The sequence below is a fragment of the Mesorhizobium neociceri genome (assembly GCF_013520985.1).
GTDB lineage: Bacteria > Pseudomonadota > Alphaproteobacteria > Rhizobiales > Rhizobiaceae > Mesorhizobium > Mesorhizobium neociceri.
Genome location: NZ_JACDTY010000006.1, coordinates 119119 through 136484 on the forward strand (window position 1 = coordinate 119119; position 17366 = coordinate 136484).

Annotated in this window: 19 protein-coding genes; 8 read left to right on the plus strand and 11 right to left on the minus strand. The window is 63.7% G+C overall.

Going from position 1 to position 17366, the window contains the following annotated elements; translation table 11 throughout:
• The first annotated feature begins 144 nt into the window (after positions 1–144).
• Positions 145–399, plus strand: a complete 255-nt coding sequence (locus tag H0241_RS14470) for a DUF1344 domain-containing protein (RefSeq protein WP_023747552.1) — start codon at positions 145–147, stop codon at positions 397–399.
• A gap of 124 nt (positions 400–523) precedes the next feature.
• Here H0241_RS14470 and H0241_RS14475 read toward each other — a convergent pair whose 3' ends face one another.
• The 3 genes from H0241_RS14475 to mddA all read right to left on the minus strand — a co-directional run bounded on the left by H0241_RS14475 (position 524) and on the right by mddA (position 2935).
• Positions 524–1111 (minus strand): histidine phosphatase family protein, encoded by a 588-nt coding sequence (locus H0241_RS14475; RefSeq protein ID WP_181058344.1) that lies wholly within the window; start codon positions 1109–1111, stop codon positions 524–526.
• 46 nt (positions 1112–1157) lie between these two features.
• Positions 1158–1976: an enoyl-ACP reductase FabI gene (gene fabI / locus H0241_RS14480; RefSeq protein WP_181058345.1), complete on the minus strand. Its 819-nt coding sequence runs from the start codon at positions 1974–1976 to the stop codon at positions 1158–1160.
• 224 nt (positions 1977–2200) lie between these two features.
• The gene (gene mddA / locus H0241_RS14485) at positions 2201–2935 is read right to left on the minus strand and encodes a methanethiol S-methyltransferase (RefSeq protein ID WP_181058346.1); all 735 of its coding nucleotides are present in this window, start codon (positions 2933–2935) and stop codon (positions 2201–2203) included.
• A gap of 186 nt (positions 2936–3121) precedes the next feature.
• On the opposite strand from mddA, the gene H0241_RS14490 reads away from it, so the two are divergent.
• Positions 3122–3757, plus strand: coding sequence for a TetR/AcrR family transcriptional regulator (locus tag H0241_RS14490; protein ID WP_181058347.1), 636 nt, complete (start codon positions 3122–3124; stop codon positions 3755–3757).
• Positions 3758–3902: 145 nt separating this feature from the next.
• Here the strand turns inward: H0241_RS14490 and H0241_RS14495 are convergent, their stop codons facing one another.
• Positions 3903–4829, minus strand: coding sequence for a DnaJ C-terminal domain-containing protein (locus H0241_RS14495; RefSeq protein ID WP_181058348.1), 927 nt, complete (start codon positions 4827–4829; stop codon positions 3903–3905).
• A 122-nt stretch (positions 4830–4951) separates the two neighbouring features.
• Entirely contained in the window at positions 4952–5413 is a 462-nt protein-coding gene (locus H0241_RS14500; RefSeq protein WP_181058349.1) for an RT0821/Lpp0805 family surface protein, read from the minus strand.
• A 40-nt stretch (positions 5414–5453) separates the two neighbouring features.
• Between H0241_RS14500 and pdxH the strand changes: the two genes are divergently transcribed.
• Positions 5454–6071 (plus strand): pyridoxamine 5'-phosphate oxidase, encoded by a 618-nt coding sequence (pdxH, locus tag H0241_RS14505; RefSeq protein WP_181058350.1) that lies wholly within the window; start codon positions 5454–5456, stop codon positions 6069–6071.
• Positions 6072–6091: 20 nt separating this feature from the next.
• Here pdxH and H0241_RS14510 read toward each other — a convergent pair whose 3' ends face one another.
• The gene (locus H0241_RS14510) at positions 6092–6259 is read right to left on the minus strand and encodes a hypothetical protein (protein ID WP_181058351.1); all 168 of its coding nucleotides are present in this window, start codon (positions 6257–6259) and stop codon (positions 6092–6094) included.
• Positions 6260–6296: 37 nt separating this feature from the next.
• On the minus strand, positions 6297–7331 hold the full coding sequence (locus tag H0241_RS14515; RefSeq protein ID WP_181058352.1) for a LacI family DNA-binding transcriptional regulator: 1035 nt from the start codon (positions 7329–7331) through the stop codon (positions 6297–6299).
• Between the two features lie 95 nt (positions 7332–7426).
• Between H0241_RS14515 and H0241_RS14520 the strand changes: the two genes are divergently transcribed.
• The gene (locus tag H0241_RS14520; protein WP_181058353.1) at positions 7427–8620 is read left to right on the plus strand and encodes a phytanoyl-CoA dioxygenase family protein; all 1194 of its coding nucleotides are present in this window, start codon (positions 7427–7429) and stop codon (positions 8618–8620) included.
• A 32-nt stretch (positions 8621–8652) separates the two neighbouring features.
• Here the strand turns inward: H0241_RS14520 and H0241_RS14525 are convergent, their stop codons facing one another.
• Positions 8653–9405, minus strand: coding sequence for a crotonase/enoyl-CoA hydratase family protein (locus H0241_RS14525; protein ID WP_181058354.1), 753 nt, complete (start codon positions 9403–9405; stop codon positions 8653–8655).
• A gap of 32 nt (positions 9406–9437) precedes the next feature.
• Positions 9438–11207 carry an acyl-CoA dehydrogenase family protein gene (locus tag H0241_RS14530; RefSeq protein WP_181058355.1) on the minus strand — a complete coding sequence of 590 codons (1770 nt, stop codon included), beginning with the start codon at positions 11205–11207 and terminating at the stop codon, positions 9438–9440.
• Positions 11208–11638: 431 nt separating this feature from the next.
• Here H0241_RS14530 and H0241_RS14535 point away from each other — a divergent pair, with 431 nt between their 5' ends.
• Together H0241_RS14535 and H0241_RS14540 are read left to right on the plus strand one after the other, a co-directional pair.
• Entirely contained in the window at positions 11639–11872 is a 234-nt protein-coding gene (locus H0241_RS14535) for a hypothetical protein (protein ID WP_181058356.1), read from the plus strand.
• Positions 11873–11984: 112 nt separating this feature from the next.
• Positions 11985–13094: a glycoside hydrolase family 25 protein gene (locus H0241_RS14540; RefSeq protein WP_181058357.1), complete on the plus strand. Its 1110-nt coding sequence runs from the start codon at positions 11985–11987 to the stop codon at positions 13092–13094.
• Between the two features lies 1 nt (position 13095).
• Here H0241_RS14540 and purD read toward each other — a convergent pair whose 3' ends face one another.
• Both purD and H0241_RS14550 read right to left on the minus strand, forming a co-directional pair.
• Positions 13096–14382 (minus strand): phosphoribosylamine--glycine ligase, encoded by a 1287-nt coding sequence (gene purD / locus H0241_RS14545; protein ID WP_181058358.1) that lies wholly within the window; start codon positions 14380–14382, stop codon positions 13096–13098.
• Positions 14383–14528: 146 nt separating this feature from the next.
• Complete coding sequence (locus H0241_RS14550) at positions 14529–15323, minus strand: phytanoyl-CoA dioxygenase family protein (protein WP_181058359.1); 795 nt, start codon at positions 15321–15323, stop codon at positions 14529–14531.
• A gap of 90 nt (positions 15324–15413) precedes the next feature.
• Between H0241_RS14550 and H0241_RS14555 the strand changes: the two genes are divergently transcribed.
• A complete protein-coding gene (locus tag H0241_RS14555; protein WP_181058360.1) occupies positions 15414–16325 on the plus strand; it encodes a LysR family transcriptional regulator in 912 nt (303 codons plus the stop codon).
• A gap of 51 nt (positions 16326–16376) precedes the next feature.
• Positions 16377–17360 (plus strand): 4-hydroxybenzoate octaprenyltransferase, encoded by a 984-nt coding sequence (gene ubiA / locus H0241_RS14560; protein ID WP_181058519.1) that lies wholly within the window; start codon positions 16377–16379, stop codon positions 17358–17360.
• Positions 17361–17366: the final 6 nt, after the last annotated feature.

The window sequence follows — 17366 nt, forward strand, 5'->3', positions numbered from 1 at the left end:
CGTTCTATTGGCGTTTTCCCCAGGGGTCAAACTGTGATCCGGCGGTTTTAGTTTTGACACATTCGGTTGGTTTCTGCTCTCTTCCATCCGCCCGTTGAAAAGCTCGCCGCCACCCGTGCAGGCGCAATGACAAAGAGGACGACGATGCGTACCCTGATTGGCGCTGCTGCCGCCATGTTGCTGATTTCCACCGCCGCCTATGCCGGCCAGACCGAAGGCCTGATCAAGAAGGTCGACAAGGATGCGCTTACGCTGACGCTGGAGGACGGCAAGTCCTACAAGCTCAACGCCGAGACCGATCTCGACTCGCTGAAGCCGGGCATGGATATCGTCATTGCCTATGACGTGACGAATGGCGAGAATGTCGTCACCGACATGGAACTACCCGATACCGAGTAAGACCGGCACCGAATAGGGCCGATACCGAACAGGCTCTTGCTCGCTCCACGGAGCTTTGCCCGGCCAAACAGGACGGACGTCCTGTTTGTTCGGTCTCTGGCTGCTCGAACTCAGGTTTCCAGCCCTAAAGCCATTGCAGACGCCCGTCCTGCAGCCTGAGCACGCGGTCCTGCGGCACCGCCAGCCTCGCCGCTTCGTCTTCGGAAACACCTTCTACCATCCGAAACAGGGTTCGCACGACGCCGCCATGCGTGACGCAGACCGTCTGGCGGTCGAGCGCGTCGAACCACGGCTTCACCCGTTCGAGCAGCATCTGGTAGCTTTCGGCGCCCTCGCCCGGCGGCTGGAAATTCCATTTGTCGCGCCGGCGCGGCTTGACCGAGCCGGGGCTGCGCGCCTCGAGTTCGGCAAAGGTAAAGCCCTGCCAGTCGCCGAAATGCACTTCGACGAGGCGCGGGTCGGTGCGAAATGCGTCGGGATCGAGTTCCATTGCCGTGCGCAGGCGCTGCATCGTTTCGCGCGTCCGCTTCATCGGGCTGGCGACAAAGTCGAAATCGCCGGGATTGTCGATCAGTCCGGCCAACCGCCGTCCGTTGCCGGTCGCCTGCTCACGTCCGAGCGCATTGAGATCGGTATCGGCCTGGCCCTGCAGCCGGAACTCGGCATTCCACTGCGTCTGGCCGTGGCGCACGATGTAGACGAGCGGAACCATCAGGTCTTCCGGAGATCAGGGCGGGCAGGCGGAAACCGCGGCAGGACTATTCCTTGACGGTCGAAATATCCGGCGCGTCGACCGCCTTCATACCGACGACATGGTAGCCGGAATCGACATGGTGCACTTCGCCGGTGACGCCACGCGACAGGTCAGACAGGAAATAGACGCCGGAATCGCCTACTTCTTCCTGCGTGACGGTCTGCTTCAGCGGTGAATTGTACTCGTTCCACTTCAGGATGTAGCGGAAATCGCCGATGCCGGAGGCAGCCAGGGTCTTGATCGGGCCGGCCGAGATGGCGTTGACGCGGATCTTCTTGCCGCCGAGATCGACAGCGAGATAGCGCACGCTGGCTTCGAGCGCGGCTTTGGCGACACCCATGACGTTGTAGTGCGGCATCACCTTTTCGGCGCCGTAATAGGTCAGCGTCAGCAGCGAGCCGCCATCGGTCATCAGCACCTCGGCGCGTTTGGCGATGGTGGTGAAGGAGAACACCGAAATGTCCATGGTGCGCAGGAAATTGTCGCGCGTCGTCTCGACATAGCGGCCGGTCAGCTCGTCCTTGTCGGAAAAGGCGATGGCGTGGACGAGGAAGTCGAGCTTGCCCCAGTGCCTGGCGACATTGGCAAACACCTCGTCGAGGCTCGCCGGATCGGTGACGTCGCAATGGCCGGCGACAAAAGCGCCCAGTTCCGCAGCCAGCGGCTCGACGCGCTTCTTGAACGCCTCACCCTGATAGGTCAGCGCGATCTCGGCGCCATGGTCGACGCAGGCCTTGGCGATGCCGTAGGCGATCGATCTGTTGTTGGCGACGCCCAGTATAAGCCCGCGCTTGCCGGCCATAAGGCCCTGTCCACCCGCCATGTCAGCGCTCTCCGAAAGATTTTCTGCTTTGGAGTGCCTATCGCACAGGCAGAAAGGCGCTTCAAGCGCAGACGGGCCGCGCGTTCAATTCAGACACTCGGCTTGAACAACGAATGGGGGATAATAACGTTGTTGTGAGAACCAACGCCTCATTGCGGCCAGCGCGCCTTGATGGCCCAGGCCCGGCTAACCAGCCGAATCGGCTGATTTGCACCGAATGCCGGCTATTCCGTCGCTTTGCGCCAGGGGATGAGCATTCCCACCTGCTTGCGGTAGAGGCGGTACTGATCGCCGAACATCGCGACGAGATCGCGTTCCTCGAGGAAGATGCCGAGCAGGATGTAGCCGGTGCTGCCCGCCGCGAAGAGCAGATGTCCCCATGTCATGGACGGCGTCGCCCAGAAGGCCAGGAGAAAGCCGACATAAAGCGGGTGCCGGACCCATTTGTAGAACAGCGGCGTCCTGAAGACCGGCGGAGCCGGTTCGCTCTTGCGTAACGCCGCCAAGGCCTGACGCAGGCCGAACAGCTCGAAATGGTTGATCAGAAAGGTGCTGATCAGCAAAACCGCCCAGCCGAGCCAGAATACGCACTGGATGATGGCGACCCACATCGGATTCTCGACCGTCCAGACGGGACCGGGGATTGGCCGCCACTGCCAGTAGAGCAAAAGCAGGATAAGGCTGGCCAAAAGCACATAGGTGCTGCGTTCAGCCGTGTGCGGGACAATCCGCGTCCACCAGCGCTTGAACACCGGCCGCGCCATGATGCTGTGCTGGGCGGCGAAAAGACCGAGCAGAAGTGCGTTGACGATGATGGCTTCGACCGGGTTTTCCGCAATCCCTGAATCGATCGATTTCGGTACGGCTGTATTACTGACAAAACCGACCGCATAGAGAAACGAGCCGAGAAATATCAGGTATGCGGCAACGCCGTAGATAAGGGTGATTACGCCCGCCATGACTGCCCCTCCATGCAAGCATCAAGATTCGGTCGGTCGACCGAATTCGCGTCAAAAACCATAAATTTTAGAACGAGTCAACTTGATCGGTCGCTCGACCGAGATATGGTGGCGGGACGTCCAGCCCCGGACAGGAGAGTTCATGACCCGCCAACATCACGCCTTAACCAGCGGCAGGCACACCGCATGACGGACGCTGCCGAAGCCGTTGCTCCACCCCAGAACAAGCCAAAGCGCGACACCCGCGCCGAACTGATTTCGGCAGCCGAGCTATGCCTCTATCGAGGCGGTTACGCCGATCTGTCGACGCGCCGCGTTGCAGAGATCGCCGGCGTTCCGCTCAGCCAGATCCACTATCATTTCGGTTCCAAGGAACGGCTGTTCCTGGCCCTGCTCGACCATCTGAACGAGGGCCTGCTGAAACGCCAGGCGGAGACCTTCGCAGCACCGATGCCCCTATGGCGACGTTGGGAGCGCGCCTGCGATTTCCTCGATGAGGATATGGCGTCCGGCTATGTCCGGATCCTGCATGAGATGATCGCGGCAAGCCTGTCGAGCCCCGAAATCGCCAAAGCGGTACGCCGTGACCTGTGCGGCTGGTTCGAACTGCTGGATGGGCTGGCGCAAGAGGCGGAGCGGCGGTTCGGCGGCCTCGGGCCATTCTCCGCCGCCGAAGTGACCAGCCTTGTCAGCGCCGCCTTCCTCGGCAGCGAGACGATGATCCTGCTGGAGATCGAGAGCCCACATGTCCCGGTGCGGCAGGCGTTGCGCCGCTTCGGCGAAACCATACGGCGCATGGAGGAAGCAGCACCCGACGCCTAGAGCGTTTTCACCGTTTCACGGAAACGGCGAAACGCTCTATCTCTTTGTTTTGACGCAATTCCCTAGGGAAAGTGCTACGCGCTTTTCCCGGGAAAACCGCTCACACTTTTCCTGGAATTGCTCTAGCAGGCGAAATGAAGCCGCGTCAGCCTTTGCGGCTGCGCATCAGCGCTTCGAGCTCGCTGTCGCCACCTTCTGGCAGCATGATGCGGACATGGGCGTAGAGATCGCCGTGGCCGCCGGCCTTTTCCGGCAAGCCCCTGCCCTTCAGCCGCAGCACCTTGTCCGAACTCGACCAGGCCGGGACATTGACCGCCAGCCTGCCGGTCGGCGTGTCGACTGGCACCTTGGCGCCAAGCACCGCATCGGCCAACGCTACCTCCAGATCGGCATGCAGGTCGCGACCCTCGATGCGGTAGCGCGGGTGCCTGCGGATGTGGATCTTGACCAGCGCATCGCCCGGCTGTCCCGGCCCTTGCTCGCCCTGGCCCTTCAGCCGGATGGTCTGGCCGTCCTCGACATAGACCGGTAGCTTGACCGCAATCTTGCGCCCGTCGGGGAACATGGCGGTCACCTTTTCGGCGGTCGCCATCTCCTCGATGGTGACGTCGAGCGTCACGTTCAAATCTGCGGCCGTCGCCTGCTGGCGGCGGTCGCCGGCACCAGCGCCGCGCGCGCCGGAAAAGGCATCGCCAAAGATCTGGCTGAAGATGTCGCTGTTGCCGTCGAAGGGATCGCCGCCCGGGCGGCCCGAACGGAATTCGAAGCGCGAGCCGCCGGTGCCCTGCTGGCGGCGAAAGCCGCCGAACGGATCGCCGCCGGCTGCGCCCTCAAAACCCTGGAATTTCGGCTTGCCGTCGGCGTCGATCTCGCCGCGGTCGAACGCCGCGCGGTTCTTTTCGTCGCCAATGACCTCATAGGCCTGGTTGGCGGCGGAAAAGCGGTCCTTCGCCTTGGGATCATTCGGATTCTGGTCCGGATGATGCTTCTTGGCGAGTTTGCGGTAGGCCGATTTTATGTCCTTGGCCGATGCGTTCTTGGCAACGCCCAGCACCTCATAGGGGTCGCGCATGCGTCCTGCCCTGGAGAAAGAGTGAATCCACGTTGCCCCTTATATGCGCTTGCATAGGAAGAAATTCCAGTAGCGCACAGGCTTATCAAGGCTGAAATTGCGGTGCCCGCAAGTCTCGAAAATCAGAACGGTTTGAAGTCCTGCATGTGCCAGCCGCCGGCGCCGGCCATGCACAGTTCTCCCTTGAACAAAGCCACGCCGTCGAAGCTTTCACGCGAGGCAGTGAAGCTGCGGCAGGTCTGACCGTTGTCCTGCAGCTCGGCCAGTTCGGTGATAGAGCCGCGCGAACCAGTATCGGCATTCGCCCACGGCACGGCCTGGCCGCGAAGCTCCTCTATGTCGGCCGAAGAGACCGCGTTGCCGATCGTGGTCTGGTCGGAAGCGCTATCGGCGTCCGTTGATGTCGTCCTCACCGGCGCGCTCGAGGTGACGATGGAGCGGTCGACCTCGGCCTTTTCCAGGCTGAATCCGCCGGCGCCGCAGGCGGCAAGCGGCAGGGCGACGATCACGATCACGGCTTTTGAGCTGGCCGAAGCGATAGCGCTCCATTGCCCGCTGTCAAAAGCTTGCGCGATACGCGACAATCGGCAACCTCCTGAAGCTCGAGACAATTTGAGAAAAACTATGAGTGACACTGAGTTAACAACTGGTGACTTTACCGAGGCTGCAGAGCCGTTCCGCCTCTTTGCCGCCTGGCTGGAGGATGCCTCCAAGAGCGAAATCAACGACGCCAATGGCGTCGCTCTGGCAACCGTCGATGCCGATGGCATGCCGGATGTGCGTATGGTTTTGCTCAAGGGGTTCGATGAAAGCGGCTTTGTCTTCTACACGAATTTCGAGAGCGCCAAGGGCCGCGAGATTCTTGGCAGCATGAAGGCGGCGATGTGCTTCCACTGGAAATCGCTACGTCGCCAGGTGCGCATACGCGGACCGGTGGAGATCGTCAGCGATGCGGAGGCGGATGCTTATTACGCGACGCGGCCGCGCGGCAGCCGCATCGGCGCCTGGGCCTCGAAACAGTCGCGGCCGCTGGAAAGCCGCTTCGCGCTGGAGAAGGCCGTGGCCGAATACACGGCGCGCTATCCGATCGGCGAGATCCCGCGGCCAAAGCACTGGTCGGGGTTCCGCATCGTGCCGCAAGCGATCGAGTTCTGGCACGACCGGCCGTTCCGGCTGCACGACCGCCTGGTCTTTTCGCGCAACGCCGAAGGCGATTGGGACAAGACGCGACTTTATCCGTGAGTGTCAGCCGACTGTTGAGATTAATCCTTCTCCAACTGGAACAGCAGGAAATGCGGCCGCTCGCTGGCAACGCTGAGCGCCGGCCGTATCGACTTGGTCGCCTCCTTCGGCACCAGGAAGGTCTCGCGCAGATTGAGCGTGTCGCCGGTCTTGGCGCCGGAGAAAATCGCCGAAATGCAGGTCTGCACATTGTCCGGCGTTTTCAGCGAGACAATGGACTGACGCCTACCGCCACGCCACCATCTGCGGCAGGTTGAACGGCGTGATGATCTGGATGTTGGCCATGCCCGACACAGGCGACTTCGGCAGCAGCCCGTGCGCACGCATGACATGCAGGCAGGCGCTGCGCATGTCCTGACCGAGATCGTGATGCAGGACGGCGCTGATGCGGCCCGCCCGGAGGAGCGCGATGTTGTCGGCGTCGAGATCATGACCGACGAAGGCGCGGCAGGGGCGGCCAAGCGCAGCGAAAGCCTCGATGACAGCCAGGTTGCCGCCGCCGATCGAATAGACGCCGGCAATGTCGGAATGCTGGCGCAAGGCATCGCATGCGAGCCGGCCGGTGTCGCGGTCGAGGCCATGGCCTTCGCTGACCTCGACGATGCCAAGCCCGGGGTAGCGCTCGCGAAGTGCTTGCCTGAAGCCGATCTCGCGCTCTTCCTCGCCGCGGAAACGGTTGCTTGAGATGGTCACCAGGATGCGCGCCGGGCCGCCGCCGAGCCATTCGCCAAGGAGGTAGGCCGCGGTCTCGCCTGCCGCGCGGTTGTCCATCCCGACATAGGCTTGCCGCCCGGTGTCGGGAAGGTCCGTCACCAGCGTCACAACCGGGATGCCGGCTGCAACAAGCCGCGCAGCGGCGGCCCTCACCTCCGTGACATCCGGCGCCTTGAGGAACACGCCATTTGAGCCCCGGCGCTGCAGCGCATCGATGATCCCGACGGTAGTCTCGACGTTACGGGTCTCGGCGAGATGATAGCGGGCGCGGAAAATCGCCGGCTGCAAGGACGGCATCGCCTGCTCCAGTCCCTGCCGAACCGCCTCGCTGAAGCGGGCGGGCGCCTCCATGACGACGTCGAGGACGAATTTGCGGCCGGAAAGACCGACCTGGTCGCGCTGCTGTTCGAGCTCGCCAATGGCTTGCTTCACCCGCCGCACCGTGTGCTCGCGCACGCCTGGCCGGTCGTTCAGCACGCGATCAACGGTTGCGAGGCTGAGGCCGGCCTGGAGAGCGATGTCCTTGAGGAGAAACGCGCGCGACATGTCTTGAGGTGTTTTTGAGGTGTTTGCGAGGCAACAAGCACAGCAGGCCGTTGTATACGGCAATCACAATCAGAACCGCAACAGGAGGATGCATCATGAAGGCCGACAACCTAGCCAGGATCAGGTCCGCGAAGGTCTGGCTGACCAAGCAGCAATGCGACATCGAGGATTTTCGCGCGCTTGTCGAGCAGAAGACGGACGCCGCCGACTATCCCTTCGCCGCGAGCATCGAAAAGAACGTGCCGGTCTATGATGGCGACGCCGTGCGCGAGGCGGCGGGCGATCCCGAAACCCGCAAGGCGCTGCTGGCCGAATGGGTCGAGGCGCTGACCGACGGGCCGGGCGTGGTGGCGTTCAAGAAGGCGTTCGCCGACACCGCGCCGATCGACGCCGCAACGACGCTCTTCAACGACATGATCGCTGAACAGCATGCCACGGGCACCGGTGGCGGCGACCATTTCGCCAAACCGGGCGCCAATGACCGCATCTGGAACGCGCTGGAAAAATTCTGCCTGCGCGATCCCGCCGCCTTCGCGGCCTATTATGGCAACGAGATCATCGCGCTGATCTCGGAAGCCTGGCTCGGCCCGGCCTATCAGATGACGTCGCAGATCAATTGCGTGAACCCCGGCGGCGCGGCGCAGTCGGCGCATCGCGACTATCATCTCGGCTTCCAGTCGCCGGAAGTCATCGAGCGTTATCCGGTGCACGTGCATCGCGTCTCGCCGGTGCTGACGCTGCAAGGCGCGGTCGCCCATTGCGACATGCCGCTGGAGAGCGGTCCGACGCTTTACCTGCCCTACTCGCAAACCTATCTGCACGGCTACCTCGCCACGAGCCTGCCCGAGTTCAAGGCCTATTTCGCCGAGCACCATGTGCAGCTCGCTCTGGAGAAGGGCGACGCGGCATTCTTCAATCCGGCTTTGTTCCACGGCGCCGGCAACAACCGCTCCACCAACATTCGCCGCATGGCCAATCTGCTGCAGGTCTCGTCAGGCTATGGCCGGGCGATGGAAAGCGTCGACCGCACCCGGATGAGCCGCGCGCTCTATCCGACCATCCAGAAGATGCTGGCGACGGGCGCGATCTCGAAGGACGCGGCCGCGAATGCGATCGCCTCGACGGCCGAGGGCTATTCCTTCCCGACCAACCTCGATCGCGACCCGCCGATCGGCGGGCTGGCGCCGGAGACACAACAGGCGCTGTTCCATCGCGCGCTTGAGGCCGGCTGGACGGCGGAAGATTTCGGCAAGGCGCTGGACGAGCAGGCCAACAAGAAGCTGACCTGAGAGGTCACGGGCGCCCGCCGTTGCGCGGGCGCCTATCCCTTTTTCCGGGTCATGAAGGCGGTCAGCGCGGCGCGCGCTTCGTCGGACTTCAACCGTTCGAAGAAATGCCCGCTCTCGATCTTGATGCGGGCGACAAGCTCATCGCGCGGGGCGCGCATCAGGTCACGCGCGATCTTCAGCGCTTCCGGTGGCTTGGCGGCGATTGCGCCGGCAGCAGCCAGCACCGTGGCTTCGAGCGCGTCTTCCTCGACCACTTCGTAAATCAGGCCGGCGGCCTTGGCGCGCTCGGCGGAAAATCCTTCGCCGAGGCCAAGCAGCGCGAAGGCGCCCTGACGGCCGAGGATAAGCGGCGCGAGCAGGCTCGACCCCGCCTCGGGCACCAGGCCGAGATCGACAAAGGGTGTGCGGAACAGGGTGCGCGGCGTGGCGAAGGTCAGATCGCAATGCAAATTGAGCGTGGTGCCGATGCCGACGGCAATGCCGTCGACGCCGGAGATCATCGGCTTTTCCACCTTGGCCAGCGCCATCAGGAAATCCCAGACCTCGGTGCCGCCATCGCCGCCGGTGGCGATGACCAGGAAGTCGGCGAGGTCGTTGCCGGCCGAGAAAGCGCCTGGCACGCCGAGGAAGACATGGACGCGGACAGACGGATCGGCGTCACCTTCGGCCAGCGCCTTGGACATTGTCGCGTACATGGCGCGCGTCAGCGCGTTCTTCTTGTCCGGACGGTTCATGCGGATGATCTGAATGGCGCCCTGGCGCTCGACGAGGATATGGTCTGTCACGGTCTTTTCCTTGTGAACGCCAAATTGAGAAATCAGGCTGAAATCAGCGCCTTGCCGGCGGCAGAAAGGCTTTCGGCGCCACCGATGACGCGTTCCTTCAAGGCGCTGGCTTCGCCAAGCAGGTTTTCAGCAAAAAAGCGGCAAAGCGCGATGCGGTTTTGCTCGGCAAGCCCGCCCCGCGCCAGATAGGCGCCGCCAGCGGCAAGCGAGATCAGCCTGAGATAGGGCGTCGCGCCCGCCTGCGCTTCGTCGAGACGGCCGTCGGCCAGCAGCTTCTGCAGGAAACGCGTCGCCTCGCTCAGGTCGTCGAGCGCCCGGTCGAGCGTCTCGGCGGTGCGGCCGAACCCCTGCAGGTTCGAGGTCCGCACTTCATCGGCGACCGCCTTCAGTTCGGCGATGTAGCCATGTACGTGCTCGCCGCCACCGAGCGGCAGTTTGCGCGCCACCAGGTCGATCGCCTGGATGCCGTTGGTGCCCTCATAGATCGGCGCGATGCGGGCATCACGATAGAGCGCCGCCGCGCCGGTCTCCTCGATGAAGCCCATGCCGCCATGCACCTGGACGCCCAGCGATGCGACATCGACGCCGACATCGGTGGAAAAGGCCTTGGCCAGCGGCGTCAACAGATTGGCGCGATCCCGCCAATGCGTGGCCTCATCGCCCGACGAGACCCGCGCGAGGTCGATGGCGTGAGCGCAGCTATAGGAGATGGCGCGGGCGATCTGGGTCAGCGCCTTCATGGTCAGGAGGTTGCGCTGCACGTCGGGGTGATGGACGATCGGCGCCATGCCGGCGCCTGTGTAATCCGATACCTTGCCCTGGCGGCGCTCATTGGCATAGGCGATCGCCTTCTGCGTCGCGGCTTCAGCCACCGCCACGCCCTGCATGCCAACGCAAAGCCGGGCGTTGTTCATCATGGTAAACATGCAGGCGAGCCCCTTGTTCTCCTCGCCGATCAGCCAGCCAATGGCGCCGGGCGTGGCGCCTCTAAAACCGTCGCCATAGATCATGGTGCAGGTCGGCGAGGCATGGATGCCGAGCTTGTGTTCGAGGCCGGAACAGAAGACGTCGTTGCGGGCGCCGAGCGACCCGTCATCATTGACCAGGAATTTCGGCACCAAAAACAGCGAAATGCCGCGCGTGCCGGCTGGTGCATCGGGCAGCCTGGCCAGCACGAGATGGACGATGTTGTCGGTGAAATCGTGCTCGCCATAGGTGATGAAGATTTTCTGGCCGAAGATGCGGTAAGTGCCGTCGCCGGCCGGCTCGGCGCGGGTGCGCAGTGCTGCAAGATCGGAACCGGCCTGCGGCTCCGTCAGGTTCATCGTCCCCATCCACTCGCCGGAGACGAGCTTTGCCAGATACTTCGCCTTGAGCGCCTCTGAAGCGTGCTTATCCAGCGCCTCGACCGCGCCCATGGTCAGCGTCGGGCCGATGCCGAAGGCCATGGCGGCGGAGTTCCACATTTCGAGCGCGGCGACGCCGAGCATGGTCGGCAGGCCCTGGCCGCCGAACTCCTCTGGCCCCGACAGCGCGTTCCAGCCGCCGTCGATCCAGCTGCGGTAGAGCGCCTTCCAGCCGGGCGGCGTGGTGACGGCTGCATCTTTCAGCACCGCGCCGTGCTCATCGCCGATCTTGTAGAGCGGCGCGACCTCTTCGCTGGCGAAACGGCCGGCCTCGGACAGGATGGCGTCGACAAGGTCTTCGCCGAGATCGCCGAACGCGCCGCTGTCGAGCGCCGGCTTGAGGCCGGCGACATGCTTGAGCGTGAACGAAATATCCTCGACAGGCGCCTTGTACATGCCGCTTTTCTCCTCCGCTGCTCGCCTCCTCGATCCTAGGACCCAGGGCGACGCAAAACCATCCGCCTTTGGGCGGCCTCGGGCCTTCTTTTTACGTAAACGTCAAACTTTGTCACGCGGATTTTGCACTGAACTTCGTCATCCACGGGCGGAGCGGAAGCGAAGCGGACGCCGAGTAGCCATGCCGCGACCTCGCGCGCAGGGTGCAACGGTGCAGAATTCTGGCCGTGGCAACACTTCGAACTTGCGGCATGGATTCTATGGTCTGCGCCGCGTCGCTTCGCTCCTTGCTTCGCCATAGAATGACGAGATCGCGAGGGCGACGGCCTGTTTGCAAGGCTGCCGTTGCCTATCAAAATTTCTGCGGCAAGGAATGAGATCCTGCTGTTATGATATTTCGGAAAAACCATCGACAGATTGGACCGGGCAACATGCTTGCCAGACCCGAGACATACCGCTGCATCGAATGCGGCCTGCCGTATCAGGCAAGCGGCTTCTGGTATTATCATGGCGAACTCGAAAGAGGCCCCGCCTACTGGACCGATCGCGGCATATTGTGCTCGCCGCAATGCTCGCTCGCCCATTACCGCACGCGCGCCGCCGAAGGCACGCTGCCGCAAGAGCCGGCGCCTGATCCGCTTGAGGTGCAGCCGATCCGCCGGTAAAGCATTTCCTTAACCATAGCAGTTCACCATCGGTGTTTGGTCAGCGGGGATCCCCTGTTTGAAAACGCCGGCGCATCTTCTTCGCCGCTCAGCGATCGCTCTCGCGGCGATAATGGCGCTGATATCGGCGGCTAAAGCCTCCGACTTTTCCGAGCCGTGGCGGGATGGCGACCGCGCGCTGGTGGTCGACGCCTACGAATACAATTCCATCGACTGGGCGCAGCTTGCCACCGACAAGCGCGTTGTCGGCTTCATCAACAAGGCCTCGGACGGGCTGCCACCGCCCTATTTCTGCTATGGCGACGAAACCACGGTCAAACTCTGCAAGACGCTGTGGAAACGCTATGCCGTGACGCGCGAACTGTTCCAGACGCGCAAGGTGGTGGCCAAGGCGCTCGGGCTGAAATGGGGCGCCTATCATCTTGCCCGCCCCGGCAATCCGGTCGAGCAGGCGAACAACTTCATCGATTTCGCCGAACCGGCGCCGGGCGATCTCTTGGCCCTCGATCTCGAAGGCAATGACCCCTCGCAGTGGATGTCGCTGGAGGATGCCGAGGAATTCGTGCGCCAGGTGCACCGGCGGCTCGGCCGGTTCCCGATACTCTACAGCAATGGCAAGACCGCACAGTTCATCGCCGACAACCGCTATCAATATCGGCTGTTGTCGCGGCTGCCGCTCTGGTATGCGCGTTACAAGCCCGACATCGACGTGCATTTTCCGATGGGCAACTGGCAGGGCTATGCGCTGTGGCAGTTTTCGGCCCAGGCCAATTGCGGGCGCCTGCGCTGCCCCTACCGGGTCGCCGGCACGCCCAACGACATCGATGTCAACGTGGCGCCAATGGATGCGGCCGCGCTGCGCCAGCAATGGCCGTTCGGCGGCCTGATCGACGTGCCGCCCGACTATCTCGCCTCGATCCCGGTGCCGGTCTCACGCGAGGCCGGGCTGGCCGGCAAAGTCACCATCACCTACGCCGACGTCGCGACCCCACCGACGGTCGAGGAGATGGTTACGGTGCTCGGCGCGCGCTGGCAGACATTTCGCGCTGCCTTCCGCATACCGGTGGTCAAGACAGTGCCGCGCCGTGCGCGCTTCGGCATTGCCGAATATGTCGCGTGGAAGCGGACCGCGTATCGTTCGGAGGCGCTGCTCGAGGCCGCCTTCTCGCAGGCCGCCGATCCGGTCAGTACGGCCTCGACGGAACTGGTTCGCGAGCGCTGAATTACCCGGCGGCGCTGGTTTTCTCCCGCGCCACTGCCTGCCAGCCTATGTCGCGACGGCAAAAGCCTTGCGGCCAGTCGATGCGGTCGAGGGCGGCGTAGGCACGGCTCTGCGCTTCGCCCACTGTCTTGCCTGATGCGGTGACGTTGAGCACGCGGCCACCATTGGCGACCAGCGCGCCGCCATTGATGGCGGTGCCAGCATGGAAAATCTCAACGCCATCGCCTGCGGCTTCGTCCAGCCCGCGGATGACCGAGCCTTTCTCCGGCGTGCCGGGATAACCCCGCGCCGCCATCACCACAGTGAGAGCCGCCTCGTCGCGCCAGCGGATTGAGCTGTGCGCAAGCTGGCCGTCGACGGCGGCGTTGAGCAGCACCAGCAGATCGTCCTTCAGCCGCATCATCAGCACCTGGCATTCAGGATCGCCGAAGCGGGTGTTGTATTCGATCAGCTTCGGCCCCTTCTCGGTGATCATCAGCCCGGCGAAGAGAATGCCGGCAAACGGCGCGCCAAGCTCGGCCATGCCGCGCATGGTCGGCTCGATAATTTCGCGCATGGTGCGCTCGACCATCTCGGGCGTCATCACCGGTGCTGGCGAATAGGCGCCCATGCCGCCGGTGTTGGGGCCGGTGTCGCCGTCGCCGACGCGCTTGTGATCCTGCGCGGTGCCGAAGGGCAGCGCGGTTGTGCCGTCGCACAGGCAGAAGAAACTCGCCTCCTCGCCGGTCATGAATTCCTCGACCACCACCTCGGCGCCGGCGTCGCCGAAGGCGCCGTCGAAACAGGCATCGAGCGCGGCTCTGGCCTCGTCCAATGTCACGGCGATGGTGACGCCCTTGCCGGCGGCGAGCCCGTCGGCCTTGATGACGATCGGCGCGCCGACTTTTTCGACATAGGCCTTGGCCGCGGTGAGGTCGGTAAAGCGGCCATAGGCGGCGGTCGGGATGCCGTATTTGGCGCAGAGGTCCTTGGTGAAGCCTTTCGAGCCTTCGAGCCGTGCTGCCCGCTTCGACGGGCCGAAGACGCGGATGCCCTGATCACGCAGATCATCCGCAATGCCGGCGACCAGCGGGCCTTCCGGCCCGACGACGACGAGGTCGATCGCGTTGTCCTTGCAGAAGGTGGCCACAGTGGCATGGTCGGCGATGTCGAGCTTGACCAGTTCGGCCTCGGGGGCGATGCCCGGATTGCCGGGCGCGGCATAGAGCTTGGTTAGAAGCGGCGAGGCCGCGATCTTCCAGGCCAGGGCATGTTCGCGGCCGCCGGAGCCGATCAACAAAACGCGCATGCCGATGTTCCCTTGTCATTTCACGACAGGGACTGCGCTATTGCGCCGGGGGCTGCGGGTCAAGACTTTTGGTTGCTGCTTGCCGGTTGCGCACGGGAACGTCGCGCGTACCGGCAAGCCGAGGTCGTAAGCGCCGTCTCGCAGGCTCAGCTCTGGAAAACGACCGGGAACCAGTCCTCGCGCAGTTTCTGGCCGGGCTTCATGTCATGGCCGGGATAGGGCGGCGAGGTGCGTCCGGGGCGCTCGACATAGCGCGCGTCGTCGCCGACCCAGCGCAGCGACAGCGCCCGGCGCCGCGCCGCGGTCGGATTGCCGCGCGCGCCATGCGCCGTCCGGAAGTCGAACAATATGGCGTCGCCCGGCTCCATCTCCCATTCCAGCACCTTCAGCGACGGATCCTTGTCGGGATCCGGCACCGGCAGATAGTCGCCCTCGCCGGCATAGAAATTGCTGTCGTCGAGCCAGCGCACCGGCAGGATCATCTTGTCCCATTTGTGCGAGCCGGCGATCAGCCGCAGCGTCGCTTCCTTGACCGGATCGATCGGGATCCAGAAGCTGACGGTCTGACTGCCGTCGACAAAATAATACGGGATGTCCTGGTGCCAAGGCGTCGGCTTCTGTGTGCCCGGCTCCTTGACCAGCACATGGTCGTGGAAGAACTGCGCGCTGCGCGACTGCATTGCCGCCGCCGCCAGTTCGGCGGCCGGGGAATTGCGCACCACATCGACGAATTCGGGGATGCGCTCCCAGTTGCAATAATCGTCGAAGAAGCTGCCCTTGCCATTGGCGATATCGGACGCCGTGGCGCTGCGGTTCTGCATGTTGCGCTCGATGCCGGCGGCGATGGTGCCGACCCAGTCCTTGAACGCGCCACGTATGCAGACCGCGCCATCGCGCTGGTAGTCGGCAATCGCTGCGGCGTCGATATGTCTGGCGGCCATCTCGTGTCTCCCTGTTTCGATTACCGACTATCGCAGTCGCCGCACATCGCGTAAAATAATAACTTCTCATCTCTCTTATAGTTTAATCCTATGAACCTGACACTTACCCAGTTGCGCTATCTCGTCGCCGTCGCCCGGCACGGCAGTGTCACCGCGGCAGCCCGGATGCTGAACGTCTCACAGCCGTCGATCTCGGTGGCGATCGACAATGTCGAAGCGACGCTCGGTCAGAAACTGTTCGTGCGCCAGCGCGGCAGCGGCATCGCGCTGACCTCGTTCGGCCGCGGCGCGGTGGCGAAGGCAAAGCAGGTGCTGGCCGAAGCGGACGAACTGGTTGGGCTCGGGACGCGTGACGCCGATGTCGGCGGCGAACTGGTGCTCGGCTGTTTCGAGGATCTGGCGCCCTATTTCGCGCCGGCGCTGATCCGCGCCTTTTCGCAGCGCTGCCCGGCGGTCATTGTGGTCGTTCGCGACGAGACCTTCGAGACGCTGGGCCGGCGGCTCGGCGATGCGGCAATCGATCTCGGCCTGACCTACGATCTCGGCCTGCCCTCGCACTTCGCCCGCATCCTGCTGCATGAGCTGCGGCCGCATGCGCTTTTGCCGCATGGCCACGCGCTGGCCAGCCAGGGCAGCGTCAGCCTGGCGGAACTGGCGACCCATCCGCTTGTTACCACCGACCAGCCGCATAGCTGGCAGCATATGCTGGACCTTTTCCTCAGCCGCGGCCTGTCGCCGGTCTCGCAGTCGACGACGAGTTCATTCGAATTGCAGCGCAGCATGGTCGCCAACGGCTTCGGCGTCGCGGTGAGCTACACCAGGCCCTATGGCGACAGGAGTTATGACGGCCTGCCGCTGGTCTGCAAGCCGCTGTCCGATCCGCTGCCGATGCAGCGCATCATCCTCACCCATGACACAAGGCAAAGGCTGTCGAAGGCGGCGCTGGCCTTCATCGAGGTGGCGAAGGAATGGTTTGCCAGCCACGATGTCTTCACCGCCTGAGCGACAATGCGGCCGCTTGACGGCGCTCGCCGCTACTGCCACTCCAGCACGATGGAAACCATCCAGTCGAAAGCGGCCCAGGGCCGTGTCGCCGACGCGCCGAGCGGCCATTGGGTCTACAAGATATTGCCGCGCTGGCTGTGGCCTTACGCGCAGCTTGCCCGCTGGGACCGGCCGATCGGCTGGCAATTGCTGCTATGGCCTTGCTGGTGGTCGGCAGCGCTTGCAGCCAGCGCCTATCCGCGCCCCACCGACCCGTTGCTCACATTGCTGCCGTCGCCGTGGTTCCTGTTCCTGTTCTTTGTCGGCGCCGTCGCCATGCGTGGCGCCGGCTGCACCTATAACGACATTGTCGACCTGGACATCGACAACATGGTCGAGCGCACCCGCTCGCGGCCGCTGCCGGCCGGCAAGGTGACGCGCCGCCAGGCCTGGGCGTTCCTGGTTGTCCAGGCGTTGCTGGGCCTCGTCGTACTGTTGCAGTTCAACGACTTTGCCATTCCGCTCGGCATCGTCTCGCTGGTCATCGTCGCCGTCTATCCCTTCATGAAGCGCTTCACCAACTGGCCGCAATTCGTGCTTGGTCTCGCCTTCTCGTGGGGAGCGCTGATGGGCTGGGCGGTGGAGTTCGGCGATCTCGATGGCCCTGCCATCATGCTCTATATCGGCTCGATCCTTTGGGTGATCGGCTACGACACGATCTATGCGCACCAGGACAAGGAGGACGACGCCATTGTCGGCGTGCGCTCGACGGCGCGGCTGTTCGGCGACAACACCAAGACCTGGCTGGTCGGCCTCTATGGCGGAACGCTGGTCTGCTTCGCCATTGCCTTCGCCTCGGCGCAAGCGCCGGTGGTGGCGCTGGCCGGGCTGATCGCCGCCGGCGCCCATATGGCGCGGCAGATAGCGGTTCTGGATATCGACGATCCCGACCAGTGCCTGCGGCTGTTCAAATCGAACAACCAGGTCGGCTGGCTGATCTTCATCGGCCTGATCGGCGGAGCGCTCTGGGTGGCGCTGAAGCCGCTGGTGTAGCGGCGG

Coding starts and splice junctions, on each gene's coding strand:
- mddA (WP_181058346.1), bottom strand. CDS start 2,935: ATGGCGGGCGTAATCACCCTTATCTACGGCGTTGCCGCATACCTGATA.
- fabI (WP_181058345.1), bottom strand. CDS start 1,976: ATGGCGGGTGGACAGGGCCTTATGGCCGGCAAGCGCGGGCTTATACTG.
- H0241_RS14475 (WP_181058344.1), bottom strand. CDS start 1,111: ATGGTTCCGCTCGTCTACATCGTGCGCCACGGCCAGACGCAGTGGAAT.
- ubiA (WP_181058519.1), top strand. CDS start 16,377: ATGGAAACCATCCAGTCGAAAGCGGCCCAGGGCCGTGTCGCCGACGCG.
- H0241_RS14515 (WP_181058352.1), bottom strand. CDS start 7,331: ATGTCGCGCGCGTTTCTCCTCAAGGACATCGCTCTCCAGGCCGGCCTC.
- H0241_RS14540 (WP_181058357.1), top strand. CDS start 11,985: ATGGCGCTGATATCGGCGGCTAAAGCCTCCGACTTTTCCGAGCCGTGG.
- H0241_RS14495 (WP_181058348.1), bottom strand. CDS start 4,829: ATGCGCGACCCCTATGAGGTGCTGGGCGTTGCCAAGAACGCATCGGCC.
- H0241_RS14550 (WP_181058359.1), bottom strand. CDS start 15,323: ATGGCCGCCAGACATATCGACGCCGCAGCGATTGCCGACTACCAGCGC.
- purD (WP_181058358.1), bottom strand. CDS start 14,382: ATGCGCGTTTTGTTGATCGGCTCCGGCGGCCGCGAACATGCCCTGGCC.
- H0241_RS14530 (WP_181058355.1), bottom strand. CDS start 11,207: ATGTACAAGGCGCCTGTCGAGGATATTTCGTTCACGCTCAAGCATGTC.
- H0241_RS14535 (WP_181058356.1), top strand. CDS start 11,639: ATGCTTGCCAGACCCGAGACATACCGCTGCATCGAATGCGGCCTGCCG.
- H0241_RS14490 (WP_181058347.1), top strand. CDS start 3,122: ATGACGGACGCTGCCGAAGCCGTTGCTCCACCCCAGAACAAGCCAAAG.
- pdxH (WP_181058350.1), top strand. CDS start 5,454: ATGAGTGACACTGAGTTAACAACTGGTGACTTTACCGAGGCTGCAGAG.
- H0241_RS14520 (WP_181058353.1), top strand. CDS start 7,427: ATGAAGGCCGACAACCTAGCCAGGATCAGGTCCGCGAAGGTCTGGCTG.
- H0241_RS14470 (WP_023747552.1), top strand. CDS start 145: ATGCGTACCCTGATTGGCGCTGCTGCCGCCATGTTGCTGATTTCCACC.
- H0241_RS14555 (WP_181058360.1), top strand. CDS start 15,414: ATGAACCTGACACTTACCCAGTTGCGCTATCTCGTCGCCGTCGCCCGG.